The 25,313-nt window shown below is 37.2% G+C and carries 20 protein-coding genes, 5 tRNA genes and 2 pseudogenes; 11 read left to right on the forward strand and 16 right to left on the reverse strand.

The features are described 5' to 3' along the window. Positions 1–17 precede the first annotated feature (17 nt). Both AC1DFT_RS05610 and AC1DFT_RS05615 read left to right on the forward strand, forming a co-directional pair. A complete protein-coding gene (locus tag AC1DFT_RS05610) occupies positions 18–1,088 on the forward strand; it encodes an aminoglycoside phosphotransferase family protein (RefSeq protein ID WP_477918208.1) in 1,071 nt (356 codons plus the stop codon). Between the two features lie 37 nt (positions 1,089–1,125). Continuing rightward, positions 1,126–1,695, forward strand: a complete 570-nt coding sequence (locus AC1DFT_RS05615) for a lipopolysaccharide kinase InaA family protein (protein ID WP_477918209.1) — start codon at positions 1,126–1,128, stop codon at positions 1,693–1,695. A 56-nt stretch (positions 1,696–1,751) separates the two neighbouring features. Here AC1DFT_RS05615 and AC1DFT_RS05620 read toward each other — a convergent pair whose 3' ends face one another. From AC1DFT_RS05620 to AC1DFT_RS05665, 10 genes are all read right to left on the reverse strand, one after another. Next, the gene (locus tag AC1DFT_RS05620) at positions 1,752–2,540 is read right to left on the reverse strand and encodes an ABC transporter ATP-binding protein (protein ID WP_477918210.1); all 789 of its coding nucleotides are present in this window, start codon (positions 2,538–2,540) and stop codon (positions 1,752–1,754) included. A 29-nt stretch (positions 2,541–2,569) separates the two neighbouring features. Continuing rightward, complete coding sequence (locus tag AC1DFT_RS05625; protein WP_477918211.1) at positions 2,570–3,793, reverse strand: ABC transporter substrate-binding protein; 1,224 nt, start codon at positions 3,791–3,793, stop codon at positions 2,570–2,572. A 31-nt stretch (positions 3,794–3,824) separates the two neighbouring features. Then, a complete protein-coding gene (locus AC1DFT_RS05630) occupies positions 3,825–4,886 on the reverse strand; it encodes a branched-chain amino acid ABC transporter permease (protein WP_477918212.1) in 1,062 nt (353 codons plus the stop codon). 4 nt (positions 4,887–4,890) lie between these two features. Further along, positions 4,891–5,775 (reverse strand): branched-chain amino acid ABC transporter permease, encoded by an 885-nt coding sequence (locus AC1DFT_RS05635; protein WP_477918213.1) that lies wholly within the window; start codon positions 5,773–5,775, stop codon positions 4,891–4,893. A 2-nt stretch (positions 5,776–5,777) separates the two neighbouring features. Then, on the reverse strand, positions 5,778–7,673 hold the full coding sequence (locus AC1DFT_RS05640; RefSeq protein ID WP_477918214.1) for an AMP-dependent synthetase/ligase: 1,896 nt from the start codon (positions 7,671–7,673) through the stop codon (positions 5,778–5,780). 15 nt (positions 7,674–7,688) lie between these two features. Further along, a complete protein-coding gene (locus tag AC1DFT_RS05645; protein WP_477918215.1) occupies positions 7,689–8,462 on the reverse strand; it encodes an ABC transporter ATP-binding protein in 774 nt (257 codons plus the stop codon). 374 nt (positions 8,463–8,836) lie between these two features. Further along, positions 8,837–10,042, reverse strand: coding sequence for an EAL-associated domain-containing protein (locus AC1DFT_RS05650; RefSeq protein WP_477918216.1), 1,206 nt, complete (start codon positions 10,040–10,042; stop codon positions 8,837–8,839). A gap of 377 nt (positions 10,043–10,419) precedes the next feature. Then, positions 10,420–11,319 carry a glycine betaine ABC transporter substrate-binding protein gene (locus tag AC1DFT_RS05655; RefSeq protein ID WP_477918217.1) on the reverse strand — a complete coding sequence of 300 codons (900 nt, stop codon included), beginning with the start codon at positions 11,317–11,319 and terminating at the stop codon, positions 10,420–10,422. Further along, the gene (locus tag AC1DFT_RS05660) at positions 11,316–12,173 is read right to left on the reverse strand and encodes an ABC transporter permease (RefSeq protein ID WP_477918218.1); all 858 of its coding nucleotides are present in this window, start codon (positions 12,171–12,173) and stop codon (positions 11,316–11,318) included. The genes AC1DFT_RS05655 and AC1DFT_RS05660 overlap by 4 nt, the downstream gene beginning before the upstream one ends. Before the next feature lies 1 nt (position 12,174). Continuing rightward, on the reverse strand, positions 12,175–13,428 hold the full coding sequence (locus AC1DFT_RS05665) for a quaternary amine ABC transporter ATP-binding protein (protein ID WP_477918219.1): 1,254 nt from the start codon (positions 13,426–13,428) through the stop codon (positions 12,175–12,177). Between the two features lie 216 nt (positions 13,429–13,644). On the opposite strand from AC1DFT_RS05665, the gene AC1DFT_RS05670 reads away from it, so the two are divergent. Beyond that, on the forward strand, positions 13,645–14,202 hold the full coding sequence (locus AC1DFT_RS05670) for a GbsR/MarR family transcriptional regulator (RefSeq protein ID WP_477918220.1): 558 nt from the start codon (positions 13,645–13,647) through the stop codon (positions 14,200–14,202). 49 nt (positions 14,203–14,251) lie between these two features. Here AC1DFT_RS05670 and AC1DFT_RS05675 read toward each other — a convergent pair whose 3' ends face one another. Both AC1DFT_RS05675 and AC1DFT_RS05680 read right to left on the reverse strand, forming a co-directional pair. Next, a complete protein-coding gene (locus AC1DFT_RS05675) occupies positions 14,252–15,034 on the reverse strand; it encodes a YqhG family protein (protein WP_477918221.1) in 783 nt (260 codons plus the stop codon). Beyond that, positions 14,982–16,578 (reverse strand): annotated as a pseudogene (locus AC1DFT_RS05680) (DEAD/DEAH box helicase). Before AC1DFT_RS05680 ends, AC1DFT_RS05675 begins: the two are co-directional and overlap by 53 nt. Positions 16,579–17,064: 486 nt before the next feature. Here AC1DFT_RS05680 and AC1DFT_RS05685 point away from each other — a divergent pair. The 7 genes from AC1DFT_RS05685 to AC1DFT_RS05715 all read left to right on the forward strand — a co-directional run bounded on the left by AC1DFT_RS05685 (position 17,065) and on the right by AC1DFT_RS05715 (position 19,625). Further along, on the forward strand, positions 17,065–17,706 hold the full coding sequence (locus AC1DFT_RS05685) for a hypothetical protein (RefSeq protein ID WP_477918222.1): 642 nt from the start codon (positions 17,065–17,067) through the stop codon (positions 17,704–17,706). Between the two features lie 142 nt (positions 17,707–17,848). Then, positions 17,849–17,941: transfer RNA gene (locus AC1DFT_RS05690), tRNA-Ser, on the forward strand. A 33-nt stretch (positions 17,942–17,974) separates the two neighbouring features. After that, positions 17,975–18,051, forward strand: a tRNA-Met gene (locus tag AC1DFT_RS05695). A 71-nt stretch (positions 18,052–18,122) separates the two neighbouring features. After that, positions 18,123–18,192, forward strand: a tRNA-Asp gene (locus AC1DFT_RS05700). Between the two features lie 147 nt (positions 18,193–18,339). Further along, positions 18,340–18,415, forward strand: a tRNA-Phe gene (locus AC1DFT_RS05705). Between the two features lie 7 nt (positions 18,416–18,422). Then, positions 18,423–18,496, forward strand: a tRNA-Gly gene (locus AC1DFT_RS05710). A 103-nt stretch (positions 18,497–18,599) separates the two neighbouring features. Beyond that, complete coding sequence (locus AC1DFT_RS05715; RefSeq protein ID WP_477918223.1) at positions 18,600–19,625, forward strand: TDT family transporter; 1,026 nt, start codon at positions 18,600–18,602, stop codon at positions 19,623–19,625. A gap of 47 nt (positions 19,626–19,672) precedes the next feature. Here AC1DFT_RS05715 and AC1DFT_RS05720 read toward each other — a convergent pair whose 3' ends face one another. Continuing rightward, a complete protein-coding gene (locus AC1DFT_RS05720; protein WP_477918224.1) occupies positions 19,673–20,443 on the reverse strand; it encodes an NRDE family protein in 771 nt (256 codons plus the stop codon). 114 nt (positions 20,444–20,557) lie between these two features. Here AC1DFT_RS05720 and AC1DFT_RS05725 point away from each other — a divergent pair. Further along, positions 20,558–20,653 (forward strand): annotated as a pseudogene (locus AC1DFT_RS05725) (LacI family DNA-binding transcriptional regulator); the annotation flags it as partial. A 343-nt stretch (positions 20,654–20,996) separates the two neighbouring features. Here the strand turns inward: AC1DFT_RS05725 and AC1DFT_RS05730 are convergent. The 3 genes from AC1DFT_RS05730 to AC1DFT_RS05740 all read right to left on the reverse strand — a co-directional run bounded on the left by AC1DFT_RS05730 (position 20,997) and on the right by AC1DFT_RS05740 (position 25,304). Further along, entirely contained in the window at positions 20,997–22,304 is a 1,308-nt protein-coding gene (locus tag AC1DFT_RS05730; RefSeq protein WP_477918225.1) for an MFS transporter, read from the reverse strand. Between the two features lie 106 nt (positions 22,305–22,410). After that, positions 22,411–24,039, reverse strand: a complete 1,629-nt coding sequence (locus AC1DFT_RS05735) for a long-chain fatty acid--CoA ligase (RefSeq protein ID WP_477918226.1) — start codon at positions 24,037–24,039, stop codon at positions 22,411–22,413. A gap of 134 nt (positions 24,040–24,173) precedes the next feature. Further along, entirely contained in the window at positions 24,174–25,304 is a 1,131-nt protein-coding gene (locus tag AC1DFT_RS05740) for an acyl-CoA dehydrogenase family protein (RefSeq protein WP_477918227.1), read from the reverse strand. Positions 25,305–25,313 lie beyond the last annotated feature (9 nt).

Raw genomic sequence — 25,313 nt, forward strand, 5'->3', positions numbered from 1 at the left:
AAGGAGTGAACAACCCTTTGAGTAGCAACGATGAAATTATAAGACAATGGCAGCATTTTAGTTGGAAAGACAGGTTTGAAGATGTTCTCGGTAAAAATGTCGAACTAGTGGACACACAAATAAAATGTCTCAAAAATTCTCGTGAAAAAACGAGCATTTGGAAACTGATGATTACTGATAAAGTGGAATCCATTCCGATCGTGCTTAAAATTTACAAACCACCTCTTAATGAAAATCATATAGTTGAAATTAATATGTATCTAAAAGCAAATAAAATTCTGTATGAATTTATGCCGAAAGTATATTGGGTCGAATCGAATGTAAATAAGGATGAAACCTGGATGTTTATTGAATATGTAGAGCCATTACGTGGGCAAATTCCCCTTGCCCCAAAACACTACGATCAAATCATTCCAATCGTGGCGAGATTTCATGCGCAGACATTTGAGAATCGTATTTTACAACATGGGGATGCTTTTGATTCTTGGCTCCCCAATTATCATTCAAAGTCGATGGCTTCGGAGCGAAAAAACCATATAAAAAATACGAGGAAGTACCTTGATTTAGCAATGAAAGATCCTAGTTTAAGAGAAATAGTGGCACCTAGCTATGATATCATTCAAAAAATATTGAAAAAAGGTCCCATCTATTTCCCAGAAATCATGCAAAATGGTCTGTGTCTCATTCATGGAGATCTCCATGTTCATAATATTAGCTGTCATAATGCAATAAAAGATCAAGACTGGCAAGTTCGATTGGTCGATTGGGAATCTGCAAAATACGCTCCTGTTTGGTTTGATCTTGTCGTTTTAGTCGAAATATTAATCGATTTTCGAACCGATTGGCATAAAGATGCCGATGAGATTCGAAAACATTGTGTCCATTTATACAGTGAAGAAATGAAAAAACATGGAATTATATTCCAGATGGATCCCTTACTGCTTTTAAAAATGACTTATTTACAGAGAACCTTAGAGAAGAGGCTGCTTAATCACCTACGCAGGGTGTTAAGGGGAGAAAAAAGTGTACTTCTAAAAAGATACTTGGAAAAAATAACGATTTGGGGACAAGAACTCGGATTATATTAATACAAATTATTTTTATATGATAAGGGAGTGATAAGTAATGGAAAAGTTTTGGGCGATAGTAGCAAAGAATAAAGGGAAACCCAGTACAAAGAACTTAAAGAAATATAAACTGATAGGAAAAGGAGCAGATGGATCCGTCTTTCAATTGACAACTGACCGTTGTGTTAAAATTTTCGAGAAGGTACAAACAAAAGAATTGGAACTGAAAGCGCTGCAGGTGGGACAATCATCCCCTGTTATTCCCCGACTTTATGAGGATGGACCAAACTATATAGTTATGGAGTATGTGAAAGGAATCTCTCTTCCTCAGTATTTAAAAAAAGAGAAGCAACTGCCTGAACCTATAGTGAAAAAAATTCTAGCTATGTTGACTGAATTGGAAAGAGTAGGATTTGAGAGACGTGATACAGAGGTTCGTCATATTTTGTTTAATGAAAATATGGAAGTAAAAGTAATAGACCTGAAGAGAGCATTCGGTTCGTTTAGGTCTAATCCCTCAAAGTTATTAGATGGATTGAAAAAAAAAGGCTATTTAGAAGAGTTCATGCAACATGTAAAAAATCTTAACCCATCCCTTTATAATGAATGGAAAAGTATCATTGATTAAGTTCAATGATACTTTTCGTTCATTCGGAATTTTAAACCATTCAGCTTTACAGGAAGTTACCACACTACCCTTTGCCGGCGTCTATATACTTTATTCTCTTTATAATTCTTTTCTTCTTTTCCAATTCCTAAATAATGTTCGCGAACTTCCCCATTGGATAGTAAATAGTCTGCATTTCCTTGCATGACGACTCTACCGTTTTCCATAATATATCCGTAGTCCGCAATGGAGAGTGCGACATTGGCATTTTGCTCCACTACTAACATGGATGTACCCTCATCTTGGTTAATTTGCTTAATGATTTGGAAAATCTCTTTTACAAGTAATGGAGCAATCCCTAAGGATGGTTCATCCAGTAATAATAGCTTTGGTTTTGCCATAATACCTCTACCAATAGCGAGCATTTGTTGCTCTCCCCCAGATAAGAAACCCGCTTTTCTTGAACGTAAAGTTTTTAGTTTTGGGAAATAGACGAATATCTTATCCATATCTTCTTTAATATTAGCTCGATCCTTACGAGAATACGCTCCCGCCATTAAATTTTCTTCGACAGTTAAATCTCTAAATACATGCCGCCCTTCCATGCAAAGGAATATACCATTCTTTACAATTACATCAGGTGTCATATTGTTCAAATTTTTCCCCTGAAACTCGATTAACCCATCTGTGATTTGTCCGCCGTCACCAGAGAGTAGTCCAGAAATGGATTTTAAAGTTGTCGATTTTCCCGCTCCATTGCTACCTAAAAGCGCAACAATTTTTCCCTCTGGTACGTGAAGTGACATCCCTTTCAAGGCTAAAATGATTTTCGAATAGACCGCTTCAATATTATTTACATGGAGCATTGTATTCTCCTTTCTACCAAATTCATTTATTAATCTTTATGGCTGAAGTAATCAGTCAACGGCTCCCATTTCCCGCCTTTCACAATGCCAAGACGTGTTTTTTCAGTACCTGTATGGTTCTCTGCACTAAAGCTGACAGGAGCTCCTAAACCACCTAGATCTAAATCTTTGATAGACTCTAGACCTGAACGAATTTCTTCCCCAGTTAATTCACCTTCTGGATGGTTTTTAGCAGCTTCTTGAATTCCTGCTACTAAAATTTTGGCAGTTGTCCAACCTTGTATGAATTTTTGATTAATGTCTTCTAAAGTCTTTCCTTCCCCATCTAAATACTCTTTTATTTCAGCCATGCCTGGAAGATCTTCTGATGGCATAGCATGCGAAAGAATTCCGATATAGCCCTCCGCAATGTCATTACCAACAATATCAATTACACCTTCACCAGATGCCCAGTTCAAACCGATAAACTGTGTCTCAATACCTAGTGTATTAGCATCTCTTAAAATGGTCGCAGTTGCCCCCCATGTTTCTTGAATAATGGCATAGTCAGGATTTTTCTTTTGCATATTTAACAATTGTGATTGTGCTTCTGTTGCTTGCACATCGACAATTTGCTCATCCACAACTTCAATACCAATTTCAGCTGCATATGCTTTAATATCTTCAATCGGTGAACGTCCAAATGCAGTATCATTGTATAATAACGCTACCTTTGGATCCGATCCTTTATGATTATCTTTAATCCATTTCAAAGCGGAACGCCCTTGATCCGAGTAAGATGCAGCAGCTAAGAAATTATAGGGACTTTCTTCCAGACTTTTTAAGTTTTCTGAGTAGGAAGCAGAAAAGAATGGAAGTTTATCGCTAGCTACTTGTTGACGCAAAGCTTCCGTATCACCAGTCCCCCAACCGAGTACAGCGGAAACCTTTTCTTTATCACGAAGTTCCTGATAAATCTTTTGTGCTTGAGGAATTTCATAAGCGTAGTCTTTCCCAGTCAATTCAATATTTAGGCCCTCTACTCCGCCTTTACTTTTTAAATACTTAAAATACGCTTGCTCTCCTTCTGCATAGGGTGTTCCAACATCACCAGTTCCTCCAGTTATATCGTAAAGCCCACCGATTACAACCGTTCTCTCCCCATTTTTCACGTCTCCGCTTACTGCTACTTTTTCATCTGAACACGCACCAAGCAATAATACGAACATGATTCCTATTAACAAGCTTGTCCACATACTTTTTCTATTTTTCATAAATATCCCCCTTTGTTTATAAAACGAAATTCTAATAGGAAAACGGCCATAATTTAAAATACTTCTTCAAATTGAGCCAAATATGAGCTAACCCGCCTGGTTCAAATATTAAAAATATAATAATAACTGCTCCAAATACAAAATCTTTAAAAGCGGAAAGTAGTTGGTATAAATCCGGCGCAAAAGCTGTTAAAACGTCAATGATTGAACTTAAACTTACAGGTAAAAGGGTGATAAAGACTGCCCCTAAAATGGAACCGAATACACTACCTAAACCTCCTATTAAGATCATGGCCAAATATTCTATCGACACATGAAAACTATAAAGTTCTGGGCTAACAATCATCGTGTAATGCGCTAATAATGCACCCGCAATTCCAACAAAAAAGGAGCTTATAGCAAATGCCATTACTTTATATTGGAATAGATTAATCCCCATAATTTGCGCTGCAATATCACGATCACGTACTGCCAAAAAAGCTCTACCAGTTCGAGTTCTTATCAAATTCGTTGCATATAATACGGTTAAGAGAAGAATAATGGCACATAAATAGTAATAACCTGTATTACTTGATAAAGAAAATTCTCCAATTTTAGGTCTGTTAAGCACCATGCCTGCCGTTCCACCAGTTAAACTATCCCATCTGCTAATAACAAAAAGAATAATAACTTGAGCAGCTAAGGTGGCAATTGCTAAGTACAAGCCTTTCAAGCGTAATGACGGAATCCCAAACAAACCGCCTATTAATGCTGTTATGATGCCGGCAATTGGCAATGCAATCCAAAAACTTAAACCGTAAGTGGATGTCAATATCGCTGAAGTATACCCTCCTACCCCTAAAAATGCCCCTACTCCTATCGATATTTGTCCTGTTAAACCAGTCAAAATATTAAGACCGATTGCCCCAACAGAAGCAATGGCACATAATGTTAGCAGCCCTATCCAGTAATTGGATACAAAAAGGGGCAATGCAAGAACTAGAAGAACAATAAGTAGGGCTTTGACTTTTGCACCGGTTGTCCCAAACAACCTCATATCGTCTTTATAGGAAGTTTTATAATTCCCGCTTTCCTTTACAAATAAGTTTCGCAATCTATCACACCCTCTCGATTCTTCGACTACCAAATAAGCCATGAGGTTTTATCATCAATATAAGGAGGACAATGATAAAAGGAACGACATCTTTCAGACCCCCTCCAACAAGAGGATCCAAATAACCTCCAGCTAAGTTTTGAACAATACCTATGATAAATCCTCCAATAATTGCTCCTAAAACACTATCCAGCCCTCCTAGAATAACGACAGGTAATACTGTTAAACCGATTGCTGACATCGTAGGGCTTAAACCATTTATATTACCTAGGAGTACTCCCCCAACTGCAGCTACTACCGCGGCAATCATCCAAGTTGCGGCATAAACGTATTTCACGCTCATCCCCATGGATAATGCCGCTTGACGATCATCTGCAACTGCTCTCATCGCAATCCCCATTTTAGAAAACTTGAAGAAAAGAGAAAAAATAACAAGCAACACAACAACCACTATAAACGACCACAGATAAACAGGAGTGATGACGACTCCCGCTATATTAATGGGTGTTTGTGGAAAAACCGGTGGGAATGTACGTGTCTGATGCCCCCAAATCATATGCACCGCCCCACCTAGAAGACTCGACAATCCTATAGTGGCCATAATGACGGATACGACCGGTGCATTTTGAATAGGTCTAATAACAAGTCTCTCCACAACTAATCCTAGAACTGCGCTAAAAACAAGCGTTATAATCAATGCATAGATGAAAGGGATTTTATAAGCAGTCATTAAGATTAAACAAATATAAGGTCCAACAATAACGAACTCTCCGTTCGCTAAATTTAATGCACCACTAGCTCTATAAATTAGAACGAATCCTAATGCAACAAGTCCGTAAATACTGCCAACAACCACTCCTGTTACGAGCATTTGTAGAAAAAAAGTCATGTTTATGCCACCCCCTGTTTCATGTTCAACTGAATAACTTGTAAACTGATCTCCCCAATAGACTCTTTCTCAAAATTAGTCATTGTTACTTTTTCAGTCTCGGAATACATACCATTAATAAGCATTTGATACTTATCCTCGATGAACTGTCTTCTCACTTTTAATGTACGTGTAAGTTCTCCATCATCCGCACTAAACTGTTTGTGTAAAATAGAAAACCTTTTTACACGTGCGTGAGATGGTAATTGCCCCATTAACCCTGCAACTTGTTGTTCGATAAACTCGATAACCTGAGGGTCTCTTGCTAAATCGGAATACTCGGTATACACAATGCGGTTTTTGTCTGCCCAGCGACCTACACTGTTTAAGTCGATATTCAAAATAGCAGTTATATACGGCATATCCTTACCAAAACAAACAGCCTCTTGTATATATGGACTTGTTTTCAATTTACTTTCTACTATTCTCGGATAAATGAGCTTGTCATTTGGGTCCTTGATAATATCCTCTTGTCGGTCGAGCATATAAAGATGCCCATCTGTTCCTAAGCGCCCACAATCTCCGAGAGTAGTCCATCCATCTATCATTGTCTGGCGATCTTCCTCATGTAAATACTGTGTAGAAATAGAGGAGTTTCTTACGTAAATAACCCCATCTTCGCCAATTCTTACTTCTGTTCCAGGTAGAGGTACACCTGAACTTTCCACATTAACATCGTCATCATGCTGAACAAATGCAATTCCAGCTAATTCCGTTCCTCCATAAGTTTGTTTTACGTTTACTCCAAGACTATGAAAAAAATAAAAGGCTTCCGTTTGAAGTGCTGCTCCTGCGATATAGGCCCTTTTTATTCTAGCTAATCCAAGATGATCTCGAATCGCACTGAACACAAGGAAATCACCAAGTTGGTACATGACTTTCTCTCCAAGTGAGAGAGGTTGTTTAGTTAGCTTCGCCTGTGCCATTTTGTCTCCGAACTTCTTAAAAGTTTGATAGACCTTTTTCTTAAACCAACTTGCCCCCTCCATTCTGATAGTAAAATCGGACATGAATTTTTGATAAACCCTAGGTGGTGCTAGCAGTGTTTGCGGCCCTATTTCACGTAAATCACCAATCACCGTATGCGGCTTTTCTGGAAAATTTACGACCATTCCAGTCGATAATGGAATAACAACGCTGATTACTTGTTCATGAATCCATGATAGCGGTAAAAAAGAAAAGTAATCATCTTTGTTTTCCATTTGGTCGACCATCGTAAGGTTTCTAGCAGCTTCTAGCAAATTTTCATGCGTAAGCAATACTCCTCTTGGTTTGCCAGTCGTTGCTGCGCTATACGCGATCATAGCATGATCATCTCCAAGTCCTTGCGCCAATTTCCCTTGAAAAAAGGAAGGATTATCCTCTACTAAACTACCCCCAGTCTCCAAAAGTTCTTCAAAATCTAGTAACTTTGAGTGCTTATAATGGCGCATTCCTTGTTTATTGTAAAAAATGATATGTTCGACAAATGGAATCTCTTTTTCAATTTCCAGCAATTTATCTACTTGTTCCTGATCTTCCACCACAACAAGACGGGCCTGGCAATCATTTAAATAATATATAAGCTGTTCTGGAAGCGATTCTGGATAAATCCCAACTGAAATACCGCCTAAACTTTGAGCAGCCATTTGTGAATAGAGCCACTGTGGTCGGTTTTCTCCTATAATTGCGAGTTTTTCACCTCTTGTAAAATTCAATTTTTGGGAAAGTGAAAGGGATAATTGCTCTACCTTTTTAAAATAGTCGCCCCATGTGATTTCATTCCATATTCCTAGATGTTTTTGCCTTAATGCAACTTCATGTTCTTTCTTGGACGCACGTTCCGCTAAAAGATTAGGTAATGTTTTTTCTGACCCCACGCTTTTTCCACCTTTCTAAATAACGGTTTCTTCCCCAATATAAGCCCTAATTACATCCGGATTTTTCTGTATTTCTTCCGGTGTACCAAATCCAATTCGTTTTCCAAAATCTAAAACTGCAATATGATCGGATAAATTCATCACGATACCTAAATCATGCTCGATCAATACAACCGTAATATCCATTACTTCATGCATATCTAATATAAAGCGAGCCATTAAGTCCTTTTCTGCATTGTTCATTCCGGCCATCGGCTCATCTAATAATATTAGCTCCGGTCCGAGTGCTAGGGCTCTGCCTACTTCCACTCGCTTTTGTAATCCATAAGGAAGTGTTCCAACAGGCGTATGCCGTATATCTTGCAGTTCTAGAAACTCAATAACTTCTTCCACTTTTTTACGATGCTCAATTTCTTCATTGGCCGCTTTACCAACATACAATCCCCCACTTATAGCACCCGATTTCAATAATGTGTGTCTACCTAGCTTCAAATTGTCTAATACGGACATATGAGCAAACAATGCTATATTTTGAAAAGCCCTTGCAATCCCAAGTGTTGTCCGATGATAGGGCTTCATATTAACAATTTCCTGTCCTTTATAACGGATGGAACCGCTAGTTGGCTGATATAAACCGCTAATACAGTTGAGCATACTTGTTTTCCCAGCACCGTTAGGACCAATAAGTGAGAAAATCTCCCCTTTTTCTATATGATAGGTGACGTCATCTAATGCTTTTACTCCTCCAAATTGTAAAGACACYGCTTCTATCTCTAAAATAGGTTCCACCGGGATTCCCCTTTCAAATTTAACTCATTAATTTTTAGTATATTCCGAATATTACTTTAGCCTTCACAGCTTTGTCAATCTAATATATGAATCTTAAGAACTAGTATTTTGTCGATAATTACAATAAAATGCTCGTCAATCCCGCGTGACATAAAGCGTGTAAATTTATATTTTTTTCCATTAAAAAAGACCTTATATACTATTCCGGGAGTTTTTAATAGAGTTGCACAATATTTTCTACGTAAAAAAACTCCATCTATGGCGATTCGTCATAAATGGAGTTACTATGATTATTCAACTTTCGACAAGACCTTCTTCATTCAGTTCTCTTTCAGCAATTGAAAATTATTTATTGGCTTAGAAGATTTATTTTTTTACCTAAAAATATTCCGCTTAAATAAGTAGTCATAGGAAATATCGATGAACAAATACTCATTCGCATTAACTGGAACAGAAAAAGTGCGCGTCATCTCCCCTGTTACGATGTCGCTATACACATCCGAAAAGACACCACTTTGATCATTTCGCATAGTAATAATGGTTTTCAAAAAGTATGGACGCCAACTCCAATTTTTATTAATCGCTTCTTTTTGTACGCACCACTCCTTATCTATCTGCATAATATTAGGAGACGTTTGAAAACCTTCTTCATCGCAAATATAAAGACGGAAGGAATAATCATTGAGGGCATGAGCAAGTGCTAGTAGTTGTTCTGTATCAGTACATGTAGGCTTTAAACGGTGTACAGATTTTTCTAATATACTCTGCAAACTTTTTAGCTCCTTATAATTTTCTTCAAGTAGCCTTTTTTCTGCGGAGATGAACTGCCGACATTTTTCTTTAAAGCTTTCTTTTAATTGTTCTCGTGGAATCATTGCTGGATGTACATCAGCTAAATACTTTCCTTGATAATAGCGTCCTCCATTTTTCCATGCGAATTGAAGCTGATGTACGCTATCGATGCCTTCAAATAACATATTCGCACCAATTCTTCGCGCCATTGTATTAAGTGATGTGAACAAATCATTTTCCACACCCCAAGATTCATAACTCAACTTTGCAATATTCAACTTCAATATATTAGGCGATAACATATTAATATAATCTAGGTGACTTTCTGACCCAACCTGGTTTATAGCAATTTTTATCCCATATGTCCGTAAATAACGAAGCACATTATTCAGTTCTTTAAATTCACCTTTAAAGTTATGCTCTGATACGACGATAACGATACGTTCCAACTCATTTTCTGGAATGTATTGTTTAATGATATCAAAGTAACTTTCCCCATAATCAAGCACAAGTAAATTCGAATTACACGGCAAATAAATGTCAAAACCTTTCGCTTCCTTTATTAATTGGGAAAGAGCAAGACTCCAAATTTTATGCGTCACTTCCACCCGGTACTCTTCTGGAATGTCCTCATCATAAGCAAATGATTTTAAATTTACCTCTTGATCGTTTATAAGAAGCTTCCCAGAGATTTCATAAGCAATAACAATATGCTCTTCCGCACTAAAAATTGGTTGAAAACACACTTTCAGTTTATCTAAATTCGTTAGTACTTCTATTGCATCCATTTTCGTATTCCCCCTTAAAACTTCAAACGACTTTTTCCTTCTTTCCATGGTATTCCAATAAAATACGTTATGCAATCGAATTGTTCAAGAATAGCTTGTACATTATAAGGATAAAGCGTCTTAAGTAAATCCAATAAGTGGATAAGGGCAACTAATCAGGCATAGAAAGCAACCAATCCTATTCGGAAAGCAACTAAATCAAGGCGAAAGCAACCAGATCCGCACGAGAGCAACCAAATTGTCAATGAAAGCAACCAATCCCTAAAATAGCTCTTTACTTGGATAGAGACGACAATGATACGACGCTTTATCCTATACTATCTCCAATGCCAAAAAGCTCATCATCCATTACGAATGATGAGCTTTCTATATGATTCTTATTCTTGTAGATCTTCAATAGATGTAATGTCCATATAAGATGGGACAACTAAACCTATTTTCACACCAGTCATACTAGTACCAAGATCTTCAAACTTCCCATCAAACTTCTCTGAATATGTTGCGTGTGTTAATGGTAACCATGCAGCTAAGGATGCATCCGCGCTACCATCAGCAACTGCAGTCCACATAGGACCTGCTTCTACTTGTACAGTTGTTACTTTATAGCCCATATCTTCTAACACGATTTTCATCACATTTGTGCTAGCAATTTCACTATCCCATGCAACATATGCAAGCTTGATTTCATCGCCATCAACTTTTTCAACACCATCTGTCCATACAGCAATTTTTTCTGCATTAGTGTCTACCCAGTTTTGTGCAGCAACTTCAGGTTTTTCACCTTCTTGGATGGCAATCATAATTTCACCCATATCTTCTTCTGACCAGCTGAAGTTTGATAAGATTTGGTGAGCTTCCGGTAAATCTTCTTGTAGTCCTGTTCGGCCGATTGTATGGATTTCTTCTTCTCCACCATATGAACCTTTTGGATCTTCCAGATATTTTAAATCGTATTTCGCGAATTTCCAGTGTGGCGTCCAACCCGTAATAATAATTGGTTTCTCTGCATCATATGCCTTTTTCAAAGCAGCAGTCATTGCAGCACCAGAACCAGAAACTAAATCCCATTTATCTAATTCATAATCAGTTATAGCACGCTCAGTTGCTTCCATAATTCCGGCACCTGGATCAATACCCGTTATTTTATAATTGACTGAATCTCCAACTGAACTTGTGTCTGAAGTGGAACCATTATCCTCATCTGAACCACACGCTGCAAGTCCTAGTGATAATAGAGCGATTGCCCCTAATCCTGTAATCTTTTTAGCTAAATTCATGATAATTTTCCCCCTATTTTTTTCTTTCTTGCTCCCGCTTGTTGTGTAATACGATCTAAAATAATAGCAACAATAACGATAGAAACACCGGTTTCAACACCTACACCGGTTTTCAATTGTGTTACAGATCGGTAAACTTCTTCTCCAAGTCCCGGTGCACCTACCATTGATGCGATAACAACCATGGACAAGGCAAGCATGATACTTTGGTTAACACCAGCCATAATCGTTGGTTTAGCTAGCGGAATTTGTATTTTCATTAACCGTTGACTAGTGGTAGAACCAAATGCTTCTGTTGCTTCTATTAAATCTTTTGGAACTTGCTCAATTCCTAACATCGTTAATCGAATCGTTGGTGGCATTGCAAAAATGACTGAAGCTACCACTCCTGGAACGACTCCAATATTAAAGAAGAAGATGGCAGGTATTAAGTAAACGAATGCTGGCATTGTTTGCATCAAGTCTAGTAGCGGGTTTACCACTTTACGAACAGCAGCTTTTTGCGAGCCCCAAATACCAATCGGAATGCCGATTACGACAGCCAAAAAGACAGATGTTAACACAAGGGCTAACATTTGAAGCATTGGATACCAATAACCTAAGTAGTCGATGAATAAAAGTCCGATTAACGTAAACAAAGCAATTTTTCTTGTAGAAATAAAATAAGCGATCAATGCAAAGATAATCGCAAGTAAAATCGATGGAACCATATCTAGAAAGGTAACGGCTCCTTCAACGACACCGCCTAAAACTTCTGCAATTCCGTCCAATACCGAACCGAATGTAGAGACGAGCCAATCGACACCATTATCTATCCAATCTGCAAACGGGAGTCTTGGTAATAATTCATTCATCTTATATAACCTCCGTATTCGTTTGGTTAGTTGGTTCGATTATTCCATCATTATTAATAAACTGGTTGTCACCCGATAAAGCGCCAATCAGTGCACCACGAATAATAATACCTAATAACTTTTGATCTTCACTAATAACTGCTACCGGAATAGACGCAGTAGATACCACATCAAAAAGCTCCGTCAACACTGTATCTGGCGTAATCATTGGGAGGTTAGAGATTAATACTTCTTTTAGTGACTTATCTGTTTCTGAAGCTGCTACCGCATCCTGCGCAGTTACCGCTCCCATCAAACGATTACTTTTATCTACTACATAAATAGAAGAAATTCCGAGTTGTTTCATTAAACGAAGGGCAACGCGAGGTCCTCTGTCTACTTGCACTGTATCTGCTTTTTTCATAATATGTCCTGCCGTTAATACTTTGGCTAAGTCCACATCTTCGACGAAGCGTTCTACGTATTCATTCGAAGGACTCATCAATATCTCTTCAGGTGTACCAATTTGAACAATTTCTCCATCTTTCATCAATGCGATGCGATCTCCGATTCGTAGCGCTTCATCTAGATCATGGGTGATAAATATAAATGTTTTCCCCATATCACTATGAAGCTGCAGGAGCTCATTTTGCATATCTTTCCGAATAAGGGGATCTAGTGCACTGAAAGCCTCATCCATTAGTAGAATGTCTGGATCATTAGCTAGTGCTCTTGCAAGTCCCACGCGTTGTTGCATTCCACCGCTCAGTTGGTTGGGGTATTGATCTTCATAGCCAGCAAGACCAACAAGCTTTAAAGATTCGATCGCTTTTAGTCGGCGTTGATCTTTTGGTACTCCTTGGATTTCCAAACCATATTCGGTATTCTCAACAATAGTCTTATGTGGAAAAAGAGCAAAATTTTGAAAAACCATGCCTATTTTTTTTCTTCTTACTTCCCGTAACTGTTCTTTGTTCATCTGGACAATGTCTTCACCATCAAGCAAAATCTGTCCCACCGTCGGATCGATTAAACGATTTAACATCCGAACTAAAGTAGATTTACCACTTCCTGAAAGACCCATGATGACAAATATTTCACCATCATTTACGTCAAAAGTTACATTTTTAACACCCACAGTTGCGCCGGTTGCTTTTAAAATATCGCTTTTCGACTTTCCTTCATTTAGAAGCTGTACTGCTCGCTTCATGTTCTTACCGAAAATTTTCGTAGTATCTTTTACTACGATTTTTTTCTTGATATTTTGTTCGTTCATATACACACTCCTAACTGTTCATAATAAATGAACACCTAATCATTATATATGTAATACGCTTGTAAAACAACCGTAATAACTTTTTTTATAGTTTGTACAGTAAAAACTGTACAAACTTTTAACAAATAAATTGCTTTTTAAACAAGGATATTATACATTTAATTTATTCAGCTAATGCACCATATACGAGCTGATTTCAGTGGAGGGAAGACGCAAATGGAAGGTCACGAAAAACTCGAAAAAGCACGTGAACGTATTATCGAGACAATTGCACAAAATATACATCTCTACGGTTTGGTACCTTCTGCAGGTAGACAGTACGGGATGATGTTTTTTCAAAATGAACCATTAACATTAGACGACATGACGGAAAAGCTTGGGATGAGTAAAACAAGCATGAGTACTTCTGTTAGAGCTTTATCTGATTTAAAATTAGTCGAACGCGCTTGGAAAAAAGGAGTTCGAAAGGATTTATATAAAGTGACAGATGATTGGTACCAAAGCTTTATTGATCTATTTTCGATCAAATGGCGGAGATCCGTTACGCTTCATTTAGTTGCGATAAAAAAATCATTAGCTGAACTCGAGCAATTATCAATCGATCCAACAGCTAGTGAGGAATTACTAATAGAAGTCCAAATCGATATCGAAAAACTAAAGTATATTAAAAATTACTATGAGTGGCTTGAACGATTGGTGGATGTCTTCGAAGACCAGAAGATTTTCGATTTTGTCCCAATCATGAACGATTCGGAAAACGATTCAAAAGAATGACCAACAAAAAAAGTACTGCTTAAAGGGTAACCTCTTAGCAGTACTTTTTTCATTTCAAGTAAAATAATCCACCATTTACTACATCAATTTTAATCCTTGCTTCGTATTGTTCTTCCATTGCTTTTTTCTCCATCTCATAACATTCCGGCTTGTCTTCTACTTCTTCGTAAAAGTGCTCTAATATGGCTTGATCCTTTTGCCATCTACTTTTTGCTTCTTCTGCCCATCCGTGATCATCCTGTTGTATGACATTTTCAATTACAGCATCTAATCTATCTAACGCACGAAGTGGCTTGATAATATAAGGTAATAGAAATGCCCGCTCTGACTTGTGTGCATCCAATTCTTTCGTCACTAACGATTCCTGGAAACCATTTACAACCTCACCAGTCATTAAATTAATGCCTAATGAATGAAGCATTTCTTTCGTTCGATCACAATAATACGATATTTTATAATTCACTCCTAGCCATGGGGTTAAAATAGGTCTCGTTTCCAAATTGTTTGATACACGTTCATACATTTGTACGTAGCCACCAAGCTCGTTCGTCGTTTGAAAGAGCTGACTTAGTCTAGGTGAACCAAAATGGATTACTTCCCCTTTTATATTGTTACTAAGTTTAGTTTGATCGGTGATTAAAGTTAATTGGGCAGGGTCTGGCACCCCGTTTGTATTTTCTATATACTGCCAATGAAAAGGGCGATTCATAATTTTTTTATCCATATCAACTGTTAATTGAACTGTCATATAATACTCATTACCATGTACGATTTCACAACTATTTTCTTTGAAAAACTTCTGTAAATAATCGTGAACCTGCTGTGGATACATATTGATCCTCCTCAAATCGTCTTCTTAAAAGTGGATAGTATATCATCTAGCTCCCCTACTACTTTTTCAAAGACATCTAATTTTACGTAAAGTAATTCCAATATATCTTTTTCAATCGTATTTTCAATCGCCAAATTGTAAATATGAACGTCATGTTCTTGTCCTAATCGATGGACACGTCCAATTCGTTGCTCTAACTTCATCGGATTCCATGGTAAATCATAGTTGATGACGTGATGACAAAACTGAAGGTTAATCCCCTCAGCACCCGATTCGGTCGCGATTAATACTTGAAATTTTTCTTTAAAAAGATGCTTCATATATTCTCTTTTGCTCTTATTAAACTGCCCGTTAAAGGGTACACTTGTGATGCCTTTAGAATTTAAATACCATTGCAAGTAAACTTGACTAGCTTTATATTCCGTAAAGATAATGACCTTATCGTTTGCCTCGGAAATAATCTCATATACTTTTTCCGCTTTTGAATTCGTTTCTAATGCCATTAGTTTTTGAATAATATGATCGACGAAGTCAATTTCTTCTTGATTAGTACAGTTTTGACGCATTTTACTTAATGTCAAATAAGTAGCTTCTTTACTGCTACACATTTCCTTTTGCAAAGTAATCATTGAAAATGCACCTGAAAAGACAGGCGAGACGTTTTTAAGTTCCAATATTAAATCATAAACTTCTCTTTCTTCATTTGTAAACTCGATTGGGATTGTTTGAACGCGACGACTGGTCCATTCAATTCCAGTCTCTTCTCTTCTATTTCTTACCATTACTTGATTGACCAACTCCCTCAAGTAATCATCGTGTTCTACACTATGTTTACTAGCCGAGAAAGCCGCTTGAAAGTTCTCATAGTTACCCAGATGCCCCGGTTTTAGTAGAGATATGAGATAAAACAACTCAAACACATCATTTTGAATAGGAGTTGCCGTTAATAACAAACAAAACTTTTTCTTCAAACCTTGAACAAACTCGTAAATTTTGGTTTTGTGGTTTTTAAGCTTATGTGCTTCGTCAATAATAATCATGTCATAGTTTTGTCCATATATAAGTTCTTTATGTGGGCTTTTTTTGGCCGTATCCATACTCATGACGACTACATCATAGTAATCAATGGGGGTGTTTTTCTTGTAGGCGATCGCGGGAATATAAAACTTATAGTTCAATTCTTCAATCCATTGGTTGATCAAAGAAGCTGGTGCCAAAATCAATACTTTTTTTACTAGCCCTCGTATTAGATACTCTTTTAAAATCAAACCTGCCTCAATTGTTTTACCTAGACCAACCTCATCTGCAAGAATTGCTTTTCCATTCATTCTAGAAATAACCGTTTCCGCTACTTCTAGTTGATGAGCCAATGGTGTTAGATTAGGCAAATATTTTGGAGATTGAAGTCCCGAAAACTCCGTAATAAGGTTTGCTTTCACCACTTCGTAACTCATATTGTATAATGTCCAATTATCCCATGGTTCCTTGTTTTCTAATTTATTTATGAAACCTTCTTTCCATTCAGACGACCTTTCAATAATCATGAACATCACCTCATGTAACTTTCTTCTTTCCCTTAGATTGTCCAAAAAAGAAGCACCTATGTTCATATAAACGAAATAAGTTTTAGACTTATAAAAAGCACCCGTAAGTTATCTAATTCATTATTCGCTAAGGGAATTCGATAAATAAGCGGAGAAGTTTCTCTTAATTAGGAATTAGCACTGAAAACAGCTTAAATAGACGGAGGAATTCCGACTATTGACTCGAAAAACGTGAAAATAGGTAGTCTAGCTTTGTTTAGTCGGAAAACTTCCGCTTATGTACGCCGAACCGAGCTCTATTCCACAGTCTAACCGGAAAAACTCCGCTTATTTTTAATAAGGTCATACGAGTATTATCGTTCCTAGGCAAACTAAAACTATTCAATATAATAATTAGCAAAAAAGTCCTTTTAATTTGCATGAATTAAAATAACAATTTGGGAGAAGATAGAAGAGGAAAAAAACTAGAATAGAGGCGAAGATGGCATGTCAATGGAATGGTTTAACAGAGTAGCTAGTGAGCTTCAGGAACAATTGGAATCTATTTGTGAGGAATATGATAAAAGTGGGCATTTGAGTATAAATCAGGCTTCTAAGCATCCTCGAATTGAATTTTTTGTTGAAACAGATAATGATGAAAGAGAATATTTCTTTACTTTGCTTTTCGATCCTTATAATGAAGAATTTTACGAAGAAAGTTTTGATACAGTACTCCAACAACCAACAAGAATTATTTTAGATGATATTACCGATATCATGGAAGCCGTTCATGAGAGCTTTCATGAATTTATAGAAGATGACGACGCCGATTATTATGATCTGGAAGAAGAATACGAAGTGCTAGATGGTGAAATTACGCTTGAAGAAATTGATGTTGAATGGGAAACCCCGGAAGTTACTGCTTTCCAAATTGAAGACAAGATTGAAGTAACTTATCAATTTGGGATCGATAGCGCTAATGGAGATGGTGTTTTACGAAGAGTTAACCGTATTTGGACGGAAGGCTCTGAGTTCTTCGAGGACGAAAGTAACTTTACCTTTAAAAAAGAAGAGGGAAGTACAATCATCGCCATGATCGCTAGCCACCTGGATAAAATGGTAGGATTTGAGGAATTTATAAACGAGTAAATTAAGATGGCATCTCTGGTAGAGGTGCCTTTTTTATTAAACAATTAATACTCTTATTATTTGTTTTAAAAACTTTTTCAAAAAAGTATTGCTTTTTTTATTAAATGTGTTGTATACTATATCTTGTCTTCAATAATATTTCGGAGGAATACCCAAGTTCGGCTGAAGGGATCGGTCTTGAAAACCGACAGGCGGGTCATACCGCGCGGGGGTTCGAATCCCTCTTCCTCCTCCATTTTTTAAAATATTGTTGTAAGTATATTATTGTCGCGGGGTGGAGCAGTTCGGTAGCTCGTCGGGCTCATAACCCGAAGGTCACAGGTTCAAATCCTGTCCCCGCAACCAAATGGTCCCGTGGTGTAGCGGTTAACATGCCTGCCTGTCACGCAGGAGATCGCCGGTTCGATCCCGGTCGGGTGGTGTAGCGGTTAACATGCCTGCCTGTCACGCAGGAGATCGCCGGTTCGATCCCGGTCGGGACCGCCATTTTTTTATTAATTTATTWRTTTGAGATTTAGGATAAGCAAGCAGGTCGAGAAAGCAATCGAGTGAAAGAAGGAGCGTACCTAAGTACGTGACTGATAGAGCGAGTGCAGCTGACGAAGAGATGCGAAGCTTAGCGTAAATCGAAGCGGCTCAGTAGCTCAGTCGGTAGAGCAAAGGACTGAAAATCCTTGTGTCGGCGGTTCGATTCCGTCCTGAGCCACCATAGTAATGCGGGTGTAGTTTAGTGGTAAAACCTCAGCCTTCCAAGCTGATGATGAGAGTTCGATTCTCTTCACCCGCTCCAATATTGTAATTGTTAACCCTTTGCGAGTATTTAACTCCTGAATGGGTTATTTTTTTTGACAAATTATAAGAGCTAAATGCTCTTTAACAACGGAGATAATATTATGTTTTCAAATAAAATGATTGATGTGTCAGCAGGTTCTATTATTATGGCCTTTGGTATATTTCTGCTTGGCGCTGTTTATCAATTTTCATTTTTAAATATTCATCTAGCATTAACCTTATCCGGGCTTTTAGTTTTGGCTTGGTTGCTTATGTTTTTCACCTTTTTTCGTTCCATGCTTAAAAGAGATTATAGAAATGACTTAGTAAATTTACCTATTAAAAGCTTCGGTGTTGGTACTTGGATTGCTGCAACTTCCGTAATTGTTGATTTAATTATACAGCGAACTCCTGCACTGCTGCCAATTGTTAAAGTATTGGCTTGTGCCAATTTAGTTTTGTGGATAGTTTTTGTTATTTTTTGTATACGACAACTAAAATCAATTATTGTAAACAAGGAGATTGCAAATACTCATGGAGTTATCCTCCTCTCAACCGTTAGTACACAATCGATTGTCGGTTTATTGGTGACTACTTTTGGGACAAACTTCTTATCCTCTTTAATGACTGCATTCATTATGTTAGGATTTTTATTTTATCTGTTTTCTATTACTTTGATTATTATTCGCTTTACTAGAAAATGGCGGGATATTCATGAATGGAAGAATACCGATTGTATTATACATGGCGCCGTTTCAATCACCGGATTAGCTATGGTTCAATCCGATAATTTTACTTTCAACTCAATAATGTTTGTCTGGTATTTGGTTGTCGTTTTGTTTCTTGTAGTTGAAGCAGCTGAAATAACAAGAGGTATTGCGAGGATTCATAAATATGGTTGGCGAAAAGGTGTTTTTACTTACCATATCACCCAATGGGCAAGAAATTTCACATTTGGAATGTTTTATTTTTTCACATTAAATGTTGTGCACACCTTTTCAACCTCAAGTAGTGTCTTGGATTTTCAAGTTCATACCCTTCACCTTTTAGGATGGATTGTTCTTATACTATTAATCGTAGAAATATCCCTATTTATAATTTCTGTTAACACAAAAGTTAATACCTTTTCGATAACTCAGCAAAAGTAAACCATTGTTTCCGTTCTTCTTAAGAGAAAAAACAATGGTTTTTAACTTTATGGGGAAGATAGTGTAAATGTAAAATGCTTATCACTTAAAAACTCTTCGTTCATGTATGTACGTTCTGCAAAGGTAATGTTGTTGTTATTATCCACCAATATTACGGTCGAACAGCGGGTTCCGTAATTAGACATTTTGATAAATAACGGCGATAAATTCCGCTCAAGTTCCATACCTACTCCTGTATTTGGCAGATCCTCATCCATAGCCATTTCGGCATCCGTCACAATCGCAAATAGTTCTTCTATATCAAGTTCCTCTTTACTTAAACTATATGCTTTCAACCTCTCTTTTCCTTTAACTACCTTTGGCCATGCTGTGTTCAAAAACTTATTGCTCAAACCATGTGTTCCAGGAACAATCTTTACAATTTCTCCTTCTACATTATTATAATAATATAGTTTTTCTGCATTCCCTAAAATAACATTGAATCCATTGTATTTTTCTTTGTCTTTGTGCAGTGATTGAAGATATTCTTCTGACGAAAGATTACCAGCCAAAAATTTTTGCACAATTTCACCACGAGAAGTCTTCCCACTCACCACTTCGGTTGGATTGCGGTAGTTTGTTAATGCAGCGAATTTTCCTTCTTTTGTTATTCCTAGCCAAGTTCCTAATCCAACTAAATCCCGTCCAGCCAATAAATTCGGTGCATCTTTCCAAAAGTGCGCGGGCTCCGTTTTCCTATCATAAAACTCGTCTCGATTTGCTACTACGATCAGTTTATAGTTTGGGTGTGCATGAAATTGAAAATTAATTAAACACATTTGTAATCCTCTCTTCCTGGTTCATCTTATATATTATAAATTTTAGTAGTCATCTTATCTGATTCCTTATATAGTTATCACTATACATTACTTCATACATAAGTAGGGATTGTTTTGGGATCATCCAAAGACGTAGCAAAACACGCAGGCGTCTCACAAACGACGGTTTCACGTGTATTAAATTCTCCGGAATTTGTTAAAAAACCTACTCCCTAAAAGGTTATATAGGTGGAAAAAAATTAATTAAAATGTACTGTTCCAAAATAAAAAATATAAAACACCCCGTAGAGATTGCTCTACAGAGTGCATATACCATAATATTAGATTCAGCGTTCCAACCCTAATTTCTACTAACTCATTATCCTACCCTTAATTTAGCTAATCCTAAGATAAACTTCGATCATTTTCATCTTCAATCATTGTTTCGGCCCTCTCTCAGATTAACCACTATTTTAATAAGTTTGAATCTCAATCAAATACCACATCCAATTTAATTACTTTTACCTTAATAGAGACTACTTTTTTCGGGTAATGAATCTAATCAGAATTATAACTAAATCACATTATGACGTACTTCTTTCACCTTATGACTTTCAACAGGTTTCAGAAGGAATAAAGCAATTATCGAGATAGTACAGCAGATTACAATATACATACTTATGGACGATGTAGTACCAAACCTTTCGAATAAGCTTAATGAGATAATAGGTGCAAGTCCCCCCGCAATAATAGAGGCGAATTGATAAGCAATAGATGACCCACTAAATCTCAAATGAGCAGGAAAAATTTCAACAATTAATGCTGCTTGTGGTCCATACACTATAGCGGGTCCGATGCTTGAAAGTATAACCGCAATAATAATAAGGCCCGTTTCCCCAGTATTAACTAGATAAAAATATGGGTAAGCAATGATGAGCGTTAAAATCATACCTACCAAAGAAATATTTCTCCGTCCATACCGATCGGATAAATAAGCTGAAAACGGTACAAAAAATAAAAAAGTAATAGAAACTAGCAAGACGACATTGGTTATAAATTGTTTATCTAATTGAAGATGTGTGGTCGCATAGTATATAACAAAAGTCGTATAAACATAGAAAGGCACATTGTCAGCAAGACGAGTGAGAGCAGCAAATAGAATCTCCTTTGGATAGCCTTTGATAGATTCAAGAACTGGAGACTTAACTGTCAAATTCGCTTCTTTCAACCTTTTAAACTCTGGCGATTCTTCAATACCTAAGCGGATTCCTAAGCCAATAAAGACAAGGACGATGCTTAATAAAAATGGTATTCTCCAACCCCATACTGCAAATTGATCACCGGTCAAGAAAATACAAAGGGAAACCACTGCCGTGGAAGATAACATTCCAATTGGAACTCCTAATTGGGTCATACTTCCCATTAATCCACGAGATTTTTTTGAACTCCATTCAACAGAAAGAGTAACAGAACCTCCCCATTCTCCACCTACACCAATTCCTTGAATGAAACGGAGAATAACTAACAAAATGGGTGCAAGAATACCAATAGTCTCAAAGGAAGGCAATAAGCCCATCAAAGTACTGGCAATCCCCATTAATAGCAATGAAGTAACCAAGGCTGTTTTTCGCCCTATTTTATCGCCGTAAGAACTAAAGATTATTGCCCCAATAGGACGAGCAACAAAACCTACAAATAAGGTGATGAATGCTTGTAAAGTCCCTAAAAAAGAACTAGATTCGGGAAAAAATATTTGAGGGAAAACCAATGCTGCCATTGTTCCATAAAGGAAGAAATCATACCACTCAATTGATGTTCCAATAATACTGGCAAGTGCCACTCTCTTCATTTGTTTTTTTTGAACTTTATCGTCAATCTTCATTTGTATCCCTCCACCTTTAAAATTTCGCTGAAAATTCAGAACAAATTGATGATAATTTATCCTCTATACCCTTTTTACCTGAAAAGATAAGAAAATACTCTATTTCTTAAACAGGCTTAAAATTTTCTTCTCCCTTTTTAATTACCATTTCCCGCAATAAGTTTTTATTGTATTTTCCAGTTGCATTTTTAGGAATTTCTTTTAAAAATTCAAACTGATTTGGAAGCCACCATTTAGGGAACTTTGGTGTTAACCACTTGATTAACTCCGCTTTCATATCTGACTCGTCCATTGATTGTTTAAGTACTATATAAGCTAATGGTCGTTCAAGCCACTCTGTATCAGGAATAGCTACTACACACGCTTCTAGTACGTCTGGATGGGCAATAAGTTCATTTTCGAGTTGTACAGAAGAGATCCATTCACCACCACTTTTGATCATATCTTTGTTTCGATCAACAATTTGAATCGATCCTAGTTTATCGATGGTAGCAATGTCGCCACTTTTCCACCAGCCATCAATAAAGGAGCTAGCAGATCGTTCATCATTTAGATACTTATCTGCTGCCCATGGTCCCCGCGCATAAATTTCTCCCATTTTCTGGTCGTCCCATGGAATATCTTCCCCTAATTCATCAACAATTTTCATTTCAATTCCAGGAATTAAAATCCCTTGTCTGGTCTGTAGATTAACTTTATCATTTTCGTCTATCTGTTCTTGATCTTTTCTTACATGTAGAAATGTAATTAATGGAGAAGTTTCTGTTGCCCCATAGCCTTGAACAACCGGCACATTATACTTTTGATGGAACTTGTTAATCAGGGACGCTGGAATTGATTGTCCTCCTAGCCAAAGTGCTCTTAAACTGGACACATTGTATTCATATTCTTCTAATTTACTCATCATTTGAATACCTAGCGTAACGGCTCCTGCAGTTAACGTAACCTCTTGAGATTCAATTAAGGATAATAGCTGATGGACATTTGGACGATAGCCAGGCAGTACCAATTTAGCCCCTGTCGCAATCGCAGCATACGGTAACCCCCAAGCGTTAACATGGAACATTGGCACTATCGGCATGATGGTATCTGTCTCCGAAATAGCCAGGACATCTTTGTAACATAACGCAGATGTGTACAAGTACAAACTTCGATGAGTATAAGTAACTCCTTTAGGAAGCCCTGTCGTTGCTGATGTATAGCAAATCGTCGCCGGGGAATGTTCATCTAGCATTTCAAATTGAAACTGTGAGTCTGCTTCCTCTATAAGTTCTTCGTAACTATAGATCGGCGAAAGCTTTGTTTTGGGAATGTTATTCCCTAGAACTATATAAGCTTCGACGTATGGCAATTGATCTGCTATCGATTCTATAATTGGCAATTGATCTTCGTCGAAAAATAATATCTTATCCTCTGCATGATTAATTGTATAAATGATTTCAGGTTCTCCATATCGAAGATTGACAGTATGAAGTACTGCTCCATAACAAGGACCTGCCAAATACAATTCAAGATGACGATGATGATTCCAAGCAAGCGAAGCAATTTTATCTCCGTTTTGTATTCCTAAAGATTTCAAGACATTCGCTAGCTTTTGGACTCTAGTAAAAAAATCCGAGTAAGTATAACTGAATAATGAACCATCAGACTCTCGTGAAACAATTTCTTTATTAGGAAAATAACTGATTGTTCTTTCTAGAAATGTCTTTAGGTTGAGTTGAAAAGAATGATTCATGCTGCACCTCCATCATTGTATTAAAAACTCCTATTCTAACTATAATTCGACTATAAATCTTATTTTCTTTTAGTTTTCAAATCCAGTTAAATACTAGTCATCTACCTTTATAACTAATAAACTATACTTAACCTTTATTTCAATAATTCATTCGCAATGATCAACAGTTGAATTTGATTCGTTCCTTCATAAATTTGTGTAATTTTTGCATCTCGCATATAACGTTCAACGGGATATTCTTGAATATAACCATTCCCTCCCAATAATTGGACGGCATCTGTTGTAATACTCATTGCTACATCTGAAGCGTAACATTTAGCCATGGATGAATAGAGCGGCACTTGTGCATCTTGCTCCTGCAATTTCTGTCCAGCCTCATAAACCAAAAGACGCGCCGTTTCTAATTGAATAAACATCTCAGCAATCTTAGCTCGTGATAGTTGAAATTGATCGAGTGTTTTGCCGAACTGTTTACGCTCTGAGATATAATTTTTCGCATATTCGAATGCAGCTGTTGCAATGCCTAATGCCTGCGCCCCAACAACTGGTCTTGTTTCATTAAAGACATTCATTAAAATTTTGAATCCTTCCCCTTCATTACCGAGCATATTTACCGCTGGAATACGGACGTTATCTAAAAACACTTCGCGTGTAACAGAACCTCTAATGCCCATCTTTTCTTCTTTTTTGCCAAAACTTAATCCCGGTGTTCCTTTCTCCACAATAAATAATGTAATCCCTTTTGTTCTCTCCTCGGACGTCCGAGTAACGAACACATATATCCCCGACTCCCCCGCGTTCGTAATAAAAATCTTATGCCCATTTAAAATGTAATCATCGCCATCTTTTTTAGCTGTTGTTTGAACGCCCGATACATCTGATCCGGCTTGCGGCTCTGTAATACCGAAAGAACCAAGCACCTCACCAGAGGCCAATTTCGTCAAATACTTCATATTTTGCGCGTGTGTTCCAGCTAACAAGAATGGTGCCATTGTAAGAGCTTGTGTAGACAAAGCAACCGATGTGGATGCACATGCTTTCGCCACTACTTCAACTATCGCTAAATGACTTGCATAATCAGCCCCTGCTCCACCGTACTCCTCTGGTACATGTACTCCGAAAAGCCCATTTTCCGCTAGAACTTTCAAGTTAGCCCATGGCATTTCCCCACTTTTATCTACAGCAGCCGCTTGTGGTTCTATTTGATCTTTTGCAATTTTTTTCACTAAATCTCGTATCAACTGTCTTTCTTCTACAAGTTTCACCTAAACACC

It is taken from the genome of Psychrobacillus sp. 05T411, from assembly GCF_056396485.1.

Excerpts from the sequence above, each read along its gene's own strand:
- AC1DFT_RS05730 (WP_477918225.1), bottom strand. The coding sequence starts at position 22,304 with ATGAAGATTGACGATAAAGTTCAAAAAAAACAAATGAAGAGAGTGGCA.
- AC1DFT_RS05620 (WP_477918210.1), bottom strand. The coding sequence starts at position 2,540 with ATGCTCCATGTAAATAATATTGAAGCGGTCTATTCGAAAATCATTTTA.
- AC1DFT_RS05665 (WP_477918219.1), bottom strand. The coding sequence starts at position 13,428 with ATGAACGAACAAAATATCAAGAAAAAAATCGTAGTAAAAGATACTACG.
- AC1DFT_RS05655 (WP_477918217.1), bottom strand. The coding sequence starts at position 11,319 with ATGAATTTAGCTAAAAAGATTACAGGATTAGGGGCAATCGCTCTATTA.
- AC1DFT_RS05715 (WP_477918223.1), top strand. The coding sequence starts at position 18,600 with ATGTTTTCAAATAAAATGATTGATGTGTCAGCAGGTTCTATTATTATG.
- AC1DFT_RS05720 (WP_477918224.1), bottom strand. The coding sequence starts at position 20,443 with ATGTGTTTAATTAATTTTCAATTTCATGCACACCCAAACTATAAACTG.
- AC1DFT_RS05650 (WP_477918216.1), bottom strand. The coding sequence starts at position 10,042 with ATGGATGCAATAGAAGTACTAACGAATTTAGATAAACTGAAAGTGTGT.
- AC1DFT_RS05660 (WP_477918218.1), bottom strand. The coding sequence starts at position 12,173 with ATGAATGAATTATTACCAAGACTCCCGTTTGCAGATTGGATAGATAAT.
- AC1DFT_RS05685 (WP_477918222.1), top strand. The coding sequence starts at position 17,065 with ATGTCAATGGAATGGTTTAACAGAGTAGCTAGTGAGCTTCAGGAACAA.
- AC1DFT_RS05635 (WP_477918213.1), bottom strand. The coding sequence starts at position 5,775 with ATGACTTTTTTTCTACAAATGCTCGTAACAGGAGTGGTTGTTGGCAGT.
- AC1DFT_RS05625 (WP_477918211.1), bottom strand. The coding sequence starts at position 3,793 with ATGAAAAATAGAAAAAGTATGTGGACAAGCTTGTTAATAGGAATCATG.
- AC1DFT_RS05675 (WP_477918221.1), bottom strand. The coding sequence starts at position 15,034 with ATGTATCCACAGCAGGTTCACGATTATTTACAGAAGTTTTTCAAAGAA.
- AC1DFT_RS05615 (WP_477918209.1), top strand. The coding sequence starts at position 1,126 with ATGGAAAAGTTTTGGGCGATAGTAGCAAAGAATAAAGGGAAACCCAGT.
- AC1DFT_RS05735 (WP_477918226.1), bottom strand. The coding sequence starts at position 24,039 with ATGAATCATTCTTTTCAACTCAACCTAAAGACATTTCTAGAAAGAACA.
- AC1DFT_RS05670 (WP_477918220.1), top strand. The coding sequence starts at position 13,645 with ATGGAAGGTCACGAAAAACTCGAAAAAGCACGTGAACGTATTATCGAG.